The sequence below is a fragment of the Neisseria yangbaofengii genome, assembly GCF_014898075.1.
GTDB classification, from domain to species: domain Bacteria; phylum Pseudomonadota; class Gammaproteobacteria; order Burkholderiales; family Neisseriaceae; genus Neisseria; species Neisseria yangbaofengii.
The window spans coordinates 1,477,328-1,493,706 of the sequence record NZ_CP062976.1; the positions used below are offsets into that span (position 1 = coordinate 1,477,328).

Consider the following 16,379-nt stretch of genomic DNA (forward strand, 5'->3'; position numbering starts at 1 on the left):
ATCTGCTAAAAATAACCAAATTATTGAGAGAATCCTATGACTTGGGAAACCGTAATCGGACTGGAAATCCACGTCCAATTAAACACAAAATCGAAAATTTTCAGCGGCGCTTCGGCTGCTTTCGGTGCCGAGCCGAATGCCCATGCGAGCGTGGTGGAATGCGCCTTGCCGGGCGTGTTGCCGGTAATGAACCGGGAAGTGGTGGATAAAGCCATCAAGCTGGGCTTGGCACTGAATGCGAAAATCAATCAGAAAAACGTGTTCGACCGCAAAAACTATTTCTACCCCGATTTGCCAAAAGGCTATCAAATCAGCCAGTTGGATTTGCCGATTGTGGAGCACGGCAAATTAGAAATCGTGGTCGGCGAGGAAGTGAAAACCATCAATGTGACCCGTGCGCACATGGAAGAAGATGCGGGTAAATCGGTACATGAAGGTTTGGACGGTGCCACGGGCATCGACTTAAACCGCGCCGGTACGCCGCTGCTGGAAGTGGTTTCCGAACCGGAAATGCGTTCCGCTGCCGAAGCGGTTACCTATGCCAAAGCTTTGCACGGCTTGGTAACTTGGTTGGATATTTGTGACGGCAATATGGCCGAAGGCTCATTCCGCATCGATGCCAACGTATCCGTGCGTCCGAAAGGCCAAGCAGAATTCGGTACGCGCCGCGAAATTAAAAATTTGAATTCATTCCGCTTTTTGGAAGCGGCCATCAATTACGAAGTAGAAGCCCAAATCGAAATCATCGAAGATGGCGGCAAGGTTCAGCAAGCGACCATGCTGTTTGACCCGGAAAAAGGCGAAACCCGCGTGATGCGTTTGAAAGAAGATGCCCACGACTACCGTTACTTCCCCGACCCTGATTTGTTGCCGGTGATAATTTCAGATGAGCAATTGCAAAAAGCCAAAGAAGATATGCCCGAATTGCCGTCGGAAATGGCCTCGCGTTTCGTTGCGGAGTACGGCGTGAGCGAATACGATGCCCGTTTGCTGACCGCTTCCCGCAACCAAGCCGCTTATTTTGAATCAGCGGCAAGCGATAAAGCACAAGGTAAGCTGGTAGCCAATTGGATGAACGGCGAATTAGCCGCTACGTTGAACAAAGCCGGCCTCGAATTGGCCGACAGCCCGATTAATGCAACGCGTTTGGCCAGCTTAGTGGCGAAAATTTCAGACGGCACTTTAAGCAGTAAACTAGCGAAAAAAGCCTTTGAAGCAATGTGGGTAGAGCCTGAAGCATCTATTGAGCAAATCATTAAAAAACACGATTTGGTGCAAGTCACTGACACCGGCGCCATTGAAGCGATGGTTGATGAAGTATTGGCCAACAATGCCAAAGCGATTGAGCAATTCAAATCCGGCAACGAAAAAGCCTTAAATGCCATCGTCGGCCAAGTGATGAAAGCCAGCAAAGGCAAAGCCAATCCGGCTCAGGTGCAGGATTTGATTAAAGCAAAATTGGCTTAATGCCACGCCTAATCTGATTTTTAAATCAACCCGGGCCGTCTGAAAAATCACTTTCAGACGGCCTTGATTATGAAATGCACCATAAGCCACACCGTTACCCTTGGTAAAGAAACTCATTTCCATGTTTCCACCAACGAAACCGTTTTAATCGCCGTCACGCGTCAAAATCTCAATTTACCCATTCCTGTAAAAACGGCATTTGCGGTAAATGCAAAGCCGCTGTAATCAGCGGCGAAATGACCATGAGCGGGCATTCGGCAAAATTCTTATCGGCTCAAAAAATCACAGGGAAAAATTTTGCTTTGTTGCGCTACCGCACGGGTCGATCTCACTATTTATATCGATGGCTACAATCCTAACGTGCAAAAGGTCAAAACCTTGCCTGCCCGCGCATCCGCCTTGCGCTTAGGATTGCCCAAAACTTACGCCTTTTCATTTTCATCCGAACATACTGCCTCCCGGCAATATTGTGCGCAACTACTTAATTGCCAACGCTCCTGACAAGACCGGCTTTATCGATCTACACATCCTCCGCCGTGAGCGTGGCATGTGCAACAATATGATTTTTATGCAACCGACTGCATTAAAAGAAAAAGTATCGTCCGCATCAAAGAACCGCCGGGACATTTGTCCTGCAAAAAGACAGCATCAAACCGATTATTTTCTTAGCCACCGCACCGGCTTTGCTACGGTACGCAGCATGTCGGTCGAGCTTATTCGCCAGCAAAGCCAACGTGCCGAGCATTTATATTAGGGTGTGCTTGAAATAAAAGATTTGTATGCTTTGAACGAAGGCCAAGACCATCTAGGCCGTCTGAACAATTCACGTTTTACGCCGGTATTGAGTGCCTCAACACCAGATTGGCAAGGCGATTACGGCTATGTGCAAGATATCGCCGCACACGATTATCCGGATTTGATCGGATACGAAGCCTATGCCTGTGGCGCACCGGCCATGATTGAAAATACCTCCTCTTTATTCACCCCCAATACAGTTTACCTAATTCACCCCCAATGCAGTTTACCTAAAGATGCATTTTATTCGGATGCTTTCACCCAACCCGTCTGAAATACGGCACCTTATAAAAAATCATCGAAAGTATTTTCATTCAATGAAGCTAGCATTTAACCGATAAAATTCCAATATTTTAAAATTATTATTTATTAAATTTTTAATATTTCATTTTATTTGCATTTAAATGGGGGGAATTCTTTTTCAAACCTATTTTATTAGAAAAGAAAGACGAACTTGATTTGAATCAAAACCGAAAAATGATTTTCATCTATAATCCACTCATTGAATTCAGGCAGAGGCCGACAATGCCGAAGCCGCTTGCTTTCATTACCTTTTATCTCTTTCCTCTTGATGTGTGTGTGTTTGGGTGTGGCCATGTTTGCCACCCCTTTTTTTTTGACTTTTATTCTGTGAAAATGTGAATTAAAATCCGTGATAACAAATACAAAGGATAAGCCCATGAGCAACAAACTTACCCCGCCAACCGAATTGCCCGATGAAAACGATTTGCGCGCCGTGCTTGCTTACAATATGCGGCTGTTTCGTGTCAATAAAGGCTGGTCACAAGAAGAACTCGCCCGCCGGTGCGGTCTTGATCGGACTTACGTTTCCGCGGTAGAGCGCAAACGATGGAATATCGCCCTTTCCAATATTGAAAAAATGGCTTCAGCTTTAGGCGTATCTGCCTATCAATTGCTGTTGCCGCCGCAACAATTATTGAATCTCATGTCGAATACCAATCAATAGGCCGTCTGAAATGCCTTTGCCTTAAGGAAAACCATGCTTGCCGATACCCAAACCATACGTGAATGTTTTTTGACGGAAAAACAACATGCCATCGATGCTTTTTTACGCAAAAAACAGCCCATGACTTTTTTTGCCCAATATGGTGCTGCTGTCGATAAGCTTTTGCAGCAACTTTGGCAATATTTCATGGCCGGCAGTGGCATGAGCCTGCTGGCAATCGGCGGCTATGGCCGCAATGAGCTCTACCCCTATTCCGATATTGATTTGGCGATTGTATCGGCGGAAGACATTTCAGACGGCCACAAAGAAAAGATTACCCAATTTGTGCAAACCTTATGGGATATTAAGCTGATGCCATCGGTAAAAAGCGGCAGCATTGGCCAATTGTGCGAAAGTATTGAAGACGAAATTACCGGTGACACTGCCTTTTTAGAAGCACGTTTTTTATGTGGCAACGGAGATTTGGCGCAGCGCATGATCGCCTGCATGAATAAACAGCGTGATGTTTCCACTTTTATCGAAGCCAAGCTGCTGGAGATGAAGCAACGTCACACCAAGTCACAAGGTTCGGGGGCGGTATTGGAGCCCAATATCAAAACCTGCGCCGGCGGTTTACGCGACATTCATACCATGCTTTGGCTTGCCAAGGCACAAGGGCTCAACACTCGCCCTTCTTCTCTGATTCGCGAAGGCATTTTGACCCGCTTGGAAGCCTGTATGTTAACGCAGGGCTACAAGCAGCTTTCCACCATCCGCATCCATCTGCACTTATGCGCCAAACGCGCAGAAGACCGCCTGATTTTCGACTTGCAAGCCCAAGTGGCCGAAAATATGGGCTGGGTAAACAAGAGCTACCGCCAAAAAACCGAACAATTAATGCACAATTTCTACCGCGCGGTAAAAAGCATTAACCAGCTAAACGGCATTTTACTGCCAATGCTGCAAGGCCGGGTTTATTCTGATCCCATGCGGGTAACTTTGCGCATCGATGATGATTATGTACAGGTCAACAACCAAATTGCCGCCCGCGACAAATCTATTTTTGCCAAACAGCCGGCCAACATTTTCAAAATTATCCAAATCTGGCAAAACCACAACGACATCAATGCCATCGAACCGCAAACCTTGCGTGCATGGTGGGCGGCAACGCGTAAGATGAACCGCAAGTTTTACCAAAATCCGGCCAACCGCCATTATTTTGTCGGCTTTTTCCGCAATGGCAACGGCCTAACCCATGTTTTGCGTTTCTTGAATTTATACGGCGTGCTCGGTCATTATCTGCCGGCATGGGAAAAAATCGTCGGTCTGATGCAGCATGATTTGTTCCATGTTTATCCGGTGGACGATCATATCTTGGCTGTAGTACACAATATGCGCCGCTTGGCTTTAGATAACCACAGCCATGAACACCCTTTCGCATCGGCACTGATGCAGTCTTATGACAGAAAAGACATTCTCTATCTGGCCGCTTTCTTCCATGATATTGCCAAAGGGCGCGGCGGTGACCATTCGATTCAAGGCATTGAAGATGCCAAACAATTTTCAGACGACCATTTTCTCACCAAAGAAGAAGGCAAATTACTCGCGTGGTTAGTCGAGCATCATTTACTGATGTCCACCGTCGCACAAAAAGAAGACATCCAAGACCCTGAAATCATCCGGGCCTTCTGCGAGCAAGTACAAACCTACGAACGTTTATGCGCGCTGTATCTGCTCACCATGGCCGACATCCGCGGTACCAATCCGAAGCTCTGGAACACATGGCGCAGCAGCTTATTGGAAAGCCTGTTCCACGCCAGTAGCCGCTATTTGGCAGGCGACAGCTACACCACCACCACGCTGTTAAGCCGTCGCCAGCAAAAAGCTGCCACATTGCTTACCCGCACCGGTACGCCGGAAAAGCAGCAGCAAAAATTGTGGAAAGTATTGGGTTCGGCTTATTTTATCCGCCATCAGACACGCGAAGTGTTGTGGCACACCGCCAATTTGGTGCACGATTTCGAAACGCCGCTGATTCGCAGCCGGATTCTGCCGAAAAGCGATTCGTTCCAAGTAATGATTTTCATGCCCAACGGCCCGCGGCTTTTCCCGCGCTTATGTCGTATTTTCAGCCGTCACGGGTTTGATATTCTGGCCGCACGCGTATTCATTACCGAGCACAACTACATTCTCGACACCTTTATCGTACAAATTCCGTCGCAACACGACCCGGATTACTATCCGAATATTCAAAGCGCATTAGAAGCGGAATTAAACAGCTTTATCCACGGCTACACGGTATTGGAAAACCAAAAATACGATTACCGCTTAAGCCGCCGCAGTCTGTATATGGCGATCCCGCCACGCGTCACCATCACGCAGGAAGAAGATTATCCGGGCTGGTTTACCGTGGAAGTGGTGGCCGTCAACCGTGCTTACCTGTTGGCCGACATGGCTGATGTGTTCTTTAACCACAACGTCAGCTTGCGTTATGCCAAAATCACCACCTTGGACGAGCGCATTGAAGACAGCTTCACCGTGTATAGCGAAGACTTGGATAACCCGAAAAAACAATTCGCACTCAAACAGGCATTGTTAGCGCAATTAACGATTTGAAAGTAAACAAAGGCCGTCTGAAAATATTTTCAGACGGCCTTTGTCACATTAACCATTAACGTTCGCTTAAAGCCTGTTTCATGCGGGTAATTGGTTTGATTAAGTATTGGAATACGGTTTTTTCACCGGTTTTCACGTCAACCGTTGCCACCATACCCGGAATAATCGGCATTTCTTTACCGTTCTTGTCCCTCAAGCTGTTGCTGTCGGTTTGTACCAAAATACGATAATACACTTGGTTCGGATCAAGCTTCAAATCATTGGCACGGTTTTGCATGGAATTACTTACGGTATCCGGGCTGATTAAGGTCACTTTACCATCCAAACCGCCGTAAATGGCATAATCATATGCACTGATTTTCACCACGGCCGGCAACCCCGGGCTCATAAAGGCTACGTCTTGCGGACGGATATAGGCTTCTACCAGCAATTTGTCGTCTAAAGGTACGATTTGCATGATGTCTTGCCCCACATTCACCACACCGCCAACGGTATTAATTTGGATGTCTTTCACGATACCGCGCATCGGCGCACGGATTTGCGAACGCTCTACCGGGTCGGCACGCATAGCCGTATTTTCTTTGGCCTGAGCCAATTCCGACTCTGCCTGCACCAATTCATTATTGGCATCGGCCATATAGCGGTTGCGGCGCTCGGCAATTTGCAAAGTCAGTTCGCTGGATTGGCGCTGCATGCGCAACAATTCCACTTCCGAAACCACGCCTTGCGCTACCATCGGAGCAGTGATTTTGATTTCTTTATCCAACGTTGCTTTACTCAAGCTGAGGCTTTGAATCGCATCGGTCACAGCACGGCGGCGGGCATTGTAAGCAGCCTGTTCACGCGCGCGCAATTCGTTGCTGATGCCTTTTGGAAAGGTCAACGCTGTGTTGTAGGCTTCTGCTTTCAAACGTGCCACCATGGCTTCCAAGTTGGCTACTTTGGCTTCACTTTCGCGCAATACAGCCGAACTGCGTGTATCGTCTAATTTCAGCAGAATTTGGCCTTTTTCAACAATATCGCCTTCTTTAACCGAAATTTCGGTAATGATGCCCGGATCCAAACTTTGAATCACTTGCTCTCGGCTGCTTGGAATCACATTGCCGTTACCGCGGGTGACTTCTTCAATCGGGCTGTTATAAGCCCAAATCACGAAGACCACAAGAAACAGAAAAAACAGGATAATGACCCAAAATTGCCCGCTGTGTTTTTCTTTTTGCAAGGCCGCATTCAAATCGTTGATTAAATGCAAATCCTTATGTTTGACGTTGTTTTCACTACTCATAATGATAAACCTCAATTGGGTGTTTTTATTAAAGGCCGTCTGAAACCTTTTTATTATGTGAACCGGTCTTTACGACTGATTGGCCGAAGCCTGCGCCGTTACTTGAACATTGGGAGTTGCTTGGCGTGCCTGTGTATTATTGCCTTTTTGCACCGCTTTGTTTTTGTTTTGTTCGTTTTGCATCAGGTTTTGCAAGACCAAATCACGCGGACCGTCCATCACTACTTTGCCGTTGTCCATGACAATAATGCGGTTAACGATTTGTAATACTTGCGGGCGGTGTGTTACCAAAACCATAGTGCGGTCTTTGCCCCATTGCGCAATCGCATTCAACGCCATCCGCTCGGTGGCTTGGTCAAGGCTGGTGGTCGGCTCATCCAATAAAACCACTTTCGGATTACGCAATGTCATACGCGCCAAAGCAATAATTTGTTTTTGGCCGCCTGACAAGCCTAAGCCGTCTTCACCTAAAGGCATATCCAAACCGCGCGGGTGGCTGCGGATAATTTTATCCAAGCCGAAACGTTTTAAAGCATTCAGTAAATCCTGGTCGGTAGAATAGCCATCGGTACGCGCCAAATCCATGTTCTCACGCAAAGTACCCAAAAACAAGCGCGGCGCTTGACTCAATAAAACTACTTGATTACGCAGGAAATTAGGATCCAATTGGCGCATATCTACGCCATCTAAGGTCACATTGCCTCTATCTGTATCGTAAAGGCCGCTGGCCAATTTCAACATGGTACTCTTACCGCTACCGATACGGCCCAAAATACCGACTTTCTCACCCGGTTTGATCGTGACACGCAAATCGCTTACTGCTGCATTGGCATCGTCTTGATATTTAAACGATACATTTTCAAAAGTAATCGCGCCTTGAACATTATCCAAAGTGATATATTTACGTTCCGGGCTACGTTCAATCGGACGTTCAACAATTTCATTAATACCCTGCAATGCTAATTTTGCTTGCTGGAAGCGGGTTGCCAAACCGGCAATTTGTGCCAATGGCGCCAAGGCACGACCTGATAAAATCACCGAAGCAATCAGTGCACCCATGGTGATACGGTCGGCAGTATTTTCCGCATGAATCAGATAAGTACCCACCAACACCAAGAATACGGTATTTAATTGCTGCATGCCCACGGCAAAGTTAACCATAAAATTGCTGGTATCTTTAACTTTAATCGCAGAAGCTGAAGTTTTGGCAGTGTATTCGTCCCAACGTTGTTGCGCCCATGAAGTCGCATTGTTGGTTTTGAGTGTTTCAATGCCTTCGATGGCTTCAACGGCCAAGCCCGAACGTTGCGAACCTTCTTTCATCGATTCATTGATGTGGCGTGACAGCGGGCGTTGCACCAAAAAGCCGACGATAATCACAATCGGAATGATGGTCAAAGGCACCAAAGCCAATTTACCGCCGACGATACCGATTACGGTGATAAACAGCAATAAAAACGGCAAATCGACCAAAGTCAACAAGCTGGCGCTGGTCATAAATTCGCGTACCGATTCAAATTCGCGCAAGTTATTCGCATACGAACCCGAAGAAGCCGGACGCTCAGCCAGACGCAAAGCCATCACACGGCGGAACAAGGCTGAGCTGATGATTAAGTCGGCTTTTTTACCGGCAATATCAGTCAAGTGACCACGGATCATTTTAGCGGCAAATTCAAACGTAATCGCTAACACCACACCAATACTCAATACCCATAAAGTTTCATAAGCTTGGTTTGGAATCACGCGGTCGTAAACGTTCATCACATATAAAGAGCTGACCAAAGCCAAGAAGTTGATGATGAACGTTGCCAAAATTACTTGATAGTAATAACCACGGAAACGCCAAATCACCTTCCAAAACCATGCTTTAGGCAGATGGTATTCCGGCAGCTCCGAGCGGGTATCCGACACCATTTTCGGCTTAATAAACCAGCAATAGCCCAAATACAGCACCGATAATTGCTCGTGATCCAGCTCTTGTTCCAAGCCGTCCACTTGGCGGATGTGGTATTTACGCACCTTACCCGCACCTTTGATTTGGGTAATCACGGCTGCTTCTTCGTTGTGCAGAATAATCAGCACAGGCGCGGCCAAAGACGGAATGTCTTCCAAATTGCGTTTTGATAAGGTATTTTCAAAACCGTGGCTACGCAAGACTTCGGTGAGAGAGTGATAGTTGGCATTCAGTTTTTTATCCCGCACAACCTCTGCCGAGAGCGCTGCTTCCGACACAGGAGCCCCTAATAAGCGGGTAACTAATGCAACATGTTCAATAATAGCTTTCATGATGATGGATTCACGTAATGATGATAAGTTTTCTGATGTTATTGCTGTACACCGGCCCAGTTGGCCACTTGCGACTGTGTGACCAGGTATTCCAAAGCGGCGTCACGGAAATCGTTGTGCGCAGTGATGTTTTCCTGCTCGATTCGCGATAATTCGGTGTAGGCGCCCAATACATCGGTCAAGGTACGGCGGGCGATTCGGAATTGCAGCTCGTAAGTTTTCACCACATCTTTTTGCGCGGCAATGTGTTGCGATGTAATTTCGGCACGCTGTTCGCTTTGTCTCATGTCGATTTCAGCGGTTTGTGCCTTTTCGTTGATATCACGGAGGATTTGTTCGGATTTAGATTCAGCCGCAATCAAAGCATGTGCATTTTTCTGCACATTGTGGCGGGCAGCAATATCCAACACATTCCAAGCCACATTTAAATAAAGTTGCTTGGTTTCTTTGGTGGCATTGCCTTCCAAATTGATGGCAGGCAGGCGTTGGGATTTGGAAACATCCAACTCAGCTTCCACGCTCTCTTGCTCGGCAATTTGCGCCTGATAAGACGGATTAATGTTTTTATCCGGATTGTGATAGGTTTGCACCAAGCTGGTCGACGTATCGCTGCGGAATGGGTCGCTCAAATCGGCCTCTGTCATTTTTTTGCCGGTATAGCGCGACAAACGGCTCAATGCCAACTCCATAGTGCGGCGTTGTTGCGAAATGGTGGTTTCCACTTGCAATTGTCGCGCTCTGGCCTCAATCAGTTCTGAACGGCGGCCGCTGTCATATTTCGCAATAACATTCAAATCTTTCAAAAGGTTATTGTGACGAACCAAGCTTTGCTGATTGACCAGCAACATTTCCTTAGCGCGTAAAGCAGTCAGGTATAGTTTCCCCACTTCCCTACCCAATTGCTCTTGGGTTTCAAAATATTTGTGTTTGTAGTATTTCTCTTTGCTTTTATCACGGCGCACAGCCGCTTCGATACCGCCCCAAGAATAGAGATTGAGCGTACCGCGCATACCCAAGCCGCCGTCCATGTCATCGCTTCGGTCTTTGTTTTTTTCAGCTAATACTTGAACACCGGTCAAGGTCAATATCGGATAATGACCGGCACGGGTGGCTTTGGTGGTGCTTTTCGCAGATTCTTCAGTGGCTTTCGCTTCCAACACAGTCGGATCGGAAAGCATGGAGGCTTTTAGAATATCTTTAAGATCGTGCGCAGAAACAGTTTGCGCAGACATCACGCAGACAATCGAGAATAAAGAGATTTTTTTCAGAAACCCCGATTGGCGGGCGCTGAACGGCATGAGACGGGGAAATGGGGTTTGTATATGATTCACAACAAGTGTATCCGTATATGTGTTTGTTATGGGCTAAGAAATTCTTGTAATTTAATTGGTTGGCAGCCTGTTAATGTTCGCAGCATATCATCATATTTAACATTTCTCATCATTTCTCAGATAAAAGGTATCGATAAGCTACCAAAAGTACACATTTTTTTATACTGTCAGCGAAGTGATTATTTATTTACAGTCAGAACCAACAAATAACCATTTATCGAGTGATAATGCAGTACAAATCATACAAAACAAGAGGCCGTCTGAAACGGCCTCTTGCAATCAACCTAACTTATTGATGTGCAGCGATAATCTGCAACATTTGCGCCAACACTTTCGGATTACCGGCCACCACGTCACCGGTTTCCAACCAGTTCTCGTTGCCCTTCATGTCGGTCACAATGCCGCCTGCTTCTTGCACAATCAATGCACCGGCAGCAATATCCCAAGGCTTCAAGTTAAATTCAAAGAAACCGTCCAAACGGCCGCAAGCCACGGCGCACAAATCCAATGCAGCTGCACCTTCACGACGACCGCCTGCGGTTTTCGACAAGAAATCTTTCAAAATAACCAAGTATTTGTCCATCACGCCCTGATCAACCACCGGAAAACCTGTACCAATCAAGCAACGGTTTAACTCGATGCGGCCGGAAACACGGATACGGCGGTCATTCAGCAATGCGCCTTTGCCGCGCGATGCCATATACAAATCATTGCGCTCGGGTGCGTAAACCAAAGCTTCTTGCAACACACCTTTGTGCAGCAGCGCCATAGAAATCGCATATTGGGGATGACCGTGCAGGAAATTAGTAGTACCGTCCAAAGGATCGATAATCCATTCGTATTCGGCATTGTCTTTACCGTGAGAACCGGTTTCTTCGCAGGTAATTTTGTGATGCGGGTAGGCTTCTTTGAGCGCTTCCACCAGAATCATTTCCGATTCACGATCAACATTGGAAACAAAATCGTTGAAGGCTTTGCTGTCGATTTTGACAGTATCCAGATTGCCGCCGGCACGGGTCATCATCTGGCCGGCACGACGGGCGGCTTTAAAGGCAGTATTTAAAATCGGATTCATGGGTTTCTTTCTAAATAAGGTACAATACCGCCTGACGCGTAGCAACCGCACACGCACCAAGCGCAACGTTTTCACGTTTCCAATGTTGTTAAAGAACGTTTCATATTTTCAGACGGCCTATTTTTGATAAAGGCCGTCTGAAAGAAATGGAAGTATGCTGCATTATAACCGATTAGCTTTGAAACCGAAACAAACATGATTGCCAAACCCGCCCTGCCCGACTATTTAAACCACATCCACATCATTCTCACACGCACCAGCCATCCGGCCAACATCGGTTCGGCCGCACGCGCAATGAAAACCATGGGTTTGCACAAGCTCACCATTGTCGCGCCCAACCTGATGGCCACGCCGATGACGGAACATCCGCCCGTCTTCGATCCGCAAAATCCGCAAAATTTTCAGTTACCGGAAGAAAGCTTCACACTGGCGTCAGGTGCGGCGGATGTATTGGCCAATGCCAAAATTGCCGCCACTTTGGACGAAGCCCTGGCCGATACCACCATCAGTTGCGCGCTCACCAGCCGCCGCCGCGAAATTACCGCACCGCTGCAAACTCCACGTCAGTTGGTACCCGAATTATTGCAAGCCGCGGCCGACGGCGAAGAAGTAGCCTTGGTATTCGGCAACGAAACCTTCGGCCTGTCGATTGAAGAAGTGCAAGCCTGCAACCGCTTGATGACTATCAACGGCAATCCTGATTATTTCTCACTGAATCTTGCCCAAGCCGTACAAGTAGTGTGTTACGAAATTTTCAGCCAAACCGATGTTCCGATGACGCATTTGCAGCAAGAAGACCATGCCGCCACTCACGAGCAAATCAAAGGCATGGTGTCGCACATGGAATCATTAATGCATGATGTGGACTTTTTCAAACGCCGCAACAGCGCACGCCTGATGCGCCGCATGCAAAGCCTGTTCGGCCGTGCCAACACACAAACAGAAGACATCGATATTTTGCGTGGCTTTTTCAATACCTTAAAACAACATTTAAAAGATTAATTTTTTCAGACGGCCTGATTGAGGCTGTCTGAAACCCAAAGATGCTATGAATTACGCCCTTGATGCCTTATGGTGGCAACTCACCGGCCGTCCTGTACGCGAGTTGGCAACCTTACTCACCGCCCCGCCCCTGTGGCACAGCGGCGCAGAGTTACCGGTGCGCGAATTGCTGGGCGAACACGGTTTCCGCTACCTGCTTTCGCTCGACCGAAATCCACAGCCACTTACCGATTATCTGGCGCGACACGCCCCGTTTGGCCGCCGTTTGGGTTTATACGCCGAGCATTTGCTGGCATTTTGGTTCAGCCATGCGCCACATGCCGAATTATTGGCGCAAAACCTGCAAGTGATTTCGAACGGCCTTACCATCGGCGCGGCGGATTTTATCGCCAAGCTCAACGGAAAGGCTTATCATATTGAATTAACGTGTAAATATTACGGCAGCGCAAGTGGGAAATTTGATGATTTATGCGGTTTAAACCGGCAAGACCGCTTGGCCGGCAAAGCCAACAAATTACCGCAGCAACTGATGCTGCTGAAATTTTCAGACGGCCTCAAAACCTTGCAGCAACACCAATTGCCCGGCGATTTACAGCCGGCTTCAATCGTACGCGGCATCGGCTTTTTTACCGAAGGCTTCGCTGATTTTCAAGCACCGATGAATCCTTATTCTTGGCGCGGTGTGTATCTGACCGATTGGAGCGAATACGATTTCAGCCGCACCGATATCCGCTATTGCCTGCTTGACCGCACAGCCTGTCTCGCGCCTGCCCGAGTGACCGAAGCGGAAACCTTGAATGCCCAAGCCGTCCGCCAAATCGACAGCGGTTTAGTCGCCGTACTCGAGCTTCGCCCCGACGGCTATTGGCACGAAATATTGCGCATCATGAAAGGGGTGTAACCCGCCCAATCCGCTGCCTGGCTTATTTTTCAGGCGGCATCGTCTTCAAGCCATCTGAAAATCCCGTATAATCGGCCTATTCTATGATTTAAAGCAAACCTATCCATGACACCGATTCAACTCGAACACACCGCCGCGTTACTGGCCGACATGCTGACTTTCAAACAGCCTGCCGATGCCGTTTTGTCTGCCTACTTCCGCGAACACAAAAAACTCGGCCGCCAAGACCGCCACGAAATTGCCGAAACCGCCTTCGCCGCCTTGCGCCATTATCAAAAAATTGCCGCCGTGTTGCGCCGCCCACATGCACAGCCGCGCAAAGCCGCATTGGCGGCATTGGTGCTTGGCCGCAGCGTTAACATCGGCAAAATCCAAGATTTACTCAATGAAGAAGAAACCGGGTTTCTCAGTCATCTGAAAGCACGCAAAGCCGAGTTTTCAGACGGCCTGCATACCGCCGCCGAATTACCGGAGTGGCTGATTGCGCAATTGCAAACCCATTACAGCAACAAAGAAATTCTCGCTTTCGGCCGCAGCATCAACCACCCTGCGCCACTGGATTTGCGCGTAAACACCTTGAAAAACAAGCGCGGCAAAGTCTTGGCCGCCTTGCAAGCCGAAGAGCCGGATGCCGAAGCCACGCCGTTTTCACCGTGGGGCATCCGTTTGAAGAACAAAATCGCCTTGAACAAACACGAATTATTCCTTGACGGATCGGTTGAAGTGCAAGACGAAGGCAGCCAATTGCTGGCTTTACTGGTCGGCGCCAAACGCGGTGAAATCGTTGTCGATTTTTGTGCCGGCGCAGGCGGTAAAACCTTGGCGATTGGGGCGCAAATGGCGAACAAAGGCCGCATCTATGCCTTCGACATCGCCGAAAAACGCTTGGCCAACCTCAAGCCACGCATGACCCGCGCCGGCCTGACCAACATCAATCCCGAGCGCATCAGTAGCGAACGCGACAGCCGCATCGCCCGTCTCACCGGCAAAGCCGACCGCGTATTGGTCGATGCGCCTTGTTCGGGCTTGGGCACGCTGCGCCGCAACCCCGATTTGAAATACCGCCAATCGCCGGAAACCGTGTCCAACCTGTTGGAACAGCAACACAGCATCCTCACGGCCGCCGCCAAACTGGTGAAACCGAAAGGCCGCCTGGTGTATGCCACTTGCAGTATTTTGCCGGAAGAAAACGAGCATCAGGTCAAGCATTTCTTGGCTGAAAACCCGGAGTTTGAATTGCTCGACAGCAGCGAATTGCTCGCCGCCGCCAAAGTGGATTTAAACACCGGCAAATACCTGCGCATGGATTCTGCGGTTCACCATACCGACGGTTTCTTTGCAGCGGTTTTGCAGCGGAAATAACAATAGGCCGTCTGAAAATACAAGCTTTGTTTTTCAGACGGCCTTTGCTTGAATTTCATCTTTTACGCCTTATTTACTTACCGTTGCGGCAAAAGAGTCATTTTAAATTCCCGCAACTTGCGTATAATGATGGCGTTCAAACCGAATCACTCCGATTGTTTTAAAGGAATCACACATGAGCATTCATGATCAAATCAAAGAAGTTGTCACCACCCACCGTGTTGTCTTGTTTATGAAAGGCACCAAACAATTTCCACAATGCGGCTTTTCATCACGCGCCGTGCAAATTTTGAACGCGGTTAACTGCACCGATTATGTAACGGTTAACGTGTTGGAAAACGACGAAGTACGCCAAGGCATTAAAGAATACAGCGACTGGCCGACCATTCCGCAACTGTATGTTAACGGTGAATTTGTCGGCGGCTCCGATATCATGATGGAAATGTTCGAAGCCGGCGAATTAGAAGAAGCACTAAAAGCCTAATTGTTGGCAAAGGCCGTCTGAAACCCTGTTCAGACGGCCTTTTGCATGGTTTACACAGTTTGCGCGACACCTAAAAAAAAGTATAATAAGCCAACTTTACCAGACATCGAGTAGAAGCAATGAATGTGACCGTCATCGACCATCCCTTGGTCAAACACAAATTAACCCTGATGCGCGAAGCAGAATGCAGCACCTATAAATTCCGCACACTCGCCACCGAACTTGCCCGCCTGATGGCCTACGAAGCCAGCCGCGATTTCGCCATGGAAAAATACATCATCGACGGCTGGTGCGGCCGTATCGAAGGCGACCGCATCAAAGGCAAAACCTTGACCGTGGTGCCGATTTTGCGTGCCGGTTTGGGCATGTTGGACGGCGTGTTGGATTTGATTCCCACCGCCAAAATCAGCGTAGTCGGCCTGCAACGCAACGAAGAAACCTTAAAACCGGTTTCCTATTTTGAAAAATTCGTCGACAGCATGGACGAGCGCCCCGCCTTGATTATCGACCCCATGTTGGCCACCGGCGGATCGATGGTCGCCACCATTGATTTGCTGAAAGCCAAAGGCTGCAAAAACATCAAAGCCTTGGTATTGGTCGCCGCCCCCGAAGGCGTGAAAACCGTCAATGATGCGCACCCTGATGTCACCATCTACACCGCCGCTCTCGACAGTCATCTGAACGAAGACGGCTACATCATCCCCGGCTTGGGTGATGCCGGCGATAAGATTTTCGGTACGCGATGATTCAAATAAACAGGCCGTCTGAAAGCTGATGTTTTTCAGACGGCCTGTTTCCCATTTCTTTACTACATCAAATTAAGGAACAT

At 48.2% G+C, this 16,379-nt stretch carries 12 protein-coding genes and 1 pseudogene; 9 read left to right on the forward strand and 4 right to left on the reverse strand.

Going from position 1 to position 16,379, the window contains the following annotated elements; translation table 11 throughout:
* The first annotated feature begins 36 nt into the window (after nucleotides 1-36).
* The 4 genes and pseudogenes from gatB to glnD all read left to right on the forward strand — a co-directional run bounded on the left by gatB (nucleotide 37) and on the right by glnD (nucleotide 5,824).
* Entirely contained in the window at nucleotides 37-1,467 is a 1,431-nt protein-coding gene (gatB, locus tag H4O27_RS07175) for an Asp-tRNA(Asn)/Glu-tRNA(Gln) amidotransferase subunit GatB (RefSeq protein WP_165010396.1), read from the forward strand.
* Between the two features lie 81 nt (nucleotides 1,468-1,548).
* Nucleotides 1,549-2,536, forward strand: a pseudogene (locus H4O27_RS13595) (2Fe-2S iron-sulfur cluster-binding protein).
* A 405-nt stretch (nucleotides 2,537-2,941) separates the two neighbouring features.
* Nucleotides 2,942-3,229 carry a helix-turn-helix domain-containing protein gene (locus tag H4O27_RS07185; RefSeq protein WP_165010398.1) on the forward strand — a complete coding sequence of 96 codons (288 nt, stop codon included), beginning with the start codon at nucleotides 2,942-2,944 and terminating at the stop codon, nucleotides 3,227-3,229.
* 33 nt (nucleotides 3,230-3,262) lie between these two features.
* The gene (glnD, locus tag H4O27_RS07190; protein WP_165010400.1) at nucleotides 3,263-5,824 is read left to right on the forward strand and encodes a [protein-PII] uridylyltransferase; all 2,562 of its coding nucleotides are present in this window, start codon (nucleotides 3,263-3,265) and stop codon (nucleotides 5,822-5,824) included.
* A gap of 55 nt (nucleotides 5,825-5,879) precedes the next feature.
* Here glnD and H4O27_RS07195 read toward each other — a convergent pair whose 3' ends face one another.
* From H4O27_RS07195 to H4O27_RS07210, 4 genes are all read right to left on the reverse strand, one after another.
* A complete protein-coding gene (locus H4O27_RS07195; protein ID WP_165010402.1) occupies nucleotides 5,880-7,109 on the reverse strand; it encodes an HlyD family type I secretion periplasmic adaptor subunit in 1,230 nt (409 codons plus the stop codon).
* A gap of 69 nt (nucleotides 7,110-7,178) precedes the next feature.
* Complete coding sequence (locus H4O27_RS07200; RefSeq protein WP_226883375.1) at nucleotides 7,179-9,395, reverse strand: type I secretion system permease/ATPase; 2,217 nt, start codon at nucleotides 9,393-9,395, stop codon at nucleotides 7,179-7,181.
* A gap of 38 nt (nucleotides 9,396-9,433) precedes the next feature.
* Nucleotides 9,434-10,693 (reverse strand): TolC family protein, encoded by a 1,260-nt coding sequence (locus H4O27_RS07205; RefSeq protein WP_371865593.1) that lies wholly within the window; start codon nucleotides 10,691-10,693, stop codon nucleotides 9,434-9,436.
* A gap of 322 nt (nucleotides 10,694-11,015) precedes the next feature.
* The gene (locus H4O27_RS07210) at nucleotides 11,016-11,801 is read right to left on the reverse strand and encodes an inositol monophosphatase family protein (protein ID WP_165010404.1); all 786 of its coding nucleotides are present in this window, start codon (nucleotides 11,799-11,801) and stop codon (nucleotides 11,016-11,018) included.
* Between the two features lie 195 nt (nucleotides 11,802-11,996).
* Here H4O27_RS07210 and H4O27_RS07215 point away from each other — a divergent pair, with 195 nt between their 5' ends.
* From H4O27_RS07215 to upp, 5 genes are all read left to right on the forward strand, one after another.
* Nucleotides 11,997-12,803, forward strand: coding sequence for an RNA methyltransferase (locus H4O27_RS07215; protein ID WP_165010406.1), 807 nt, complete (start codon nucleotides 11,997-11,999; stop codon nucleotides 12,801-12,803).
* Nucleotides 12,804-12,849: 46 nt separating this feature from the next.
* Nucleotides 12,850-13,704: a DUF1853 family protein gene (locus H4O27_RS07220; protein ID WP_165010408.1), complete on the forward strand. Its 855-nt coding sequence runs from the start codon at nucleotides 12,850-12,852 to the stop codon at nucleotides 13,702-13,704.
* Between the two features lie 105 nt (nucleotides 13,705-13,809).
* Entirely contained in the window at nucleotides 13,810-15,066 is a 1,257-nt protein-coding gene (locus tag H4O27_RS07225) for an RsmB/NOP family class I SAM-dependent RNA methyltransferase (RefSeq protein ID WP_165010410.1), read from the forward strand.
* A 175-nt stretch (nucleotides 15,067-15,241) separates the two neighbouring features.
* On the forward strand, nucleotides 15,242-15,550 hold the full coding sequence (gene grxD, locus H4O27_RS07230) for a Grx4 family monothiol glutaredoxin (RefSeq protein ID WP_165010412.1): 309 nt from the start codon (nucleotides 15,242-15,244) through the stop codon (nucleotides 15,548-15,550).
* A 119-nt stretch (nucleotides 15,551-15,669) separates the two neighbouring features.
* Nucleotides 15,670-16,296, forward strand: coding sequence for a uracil phosphoribosyltransferase (gene upp, locus H4O27_RS07235; RefSeq protein WP_165010414.1), 627 nt, complete (start codon nucleotides 15,670-15,672; stop codon nucleotides 16,294-16,296).
* Nucleotides 16,297-16,379: the final 83 nt, after the last annotated feature.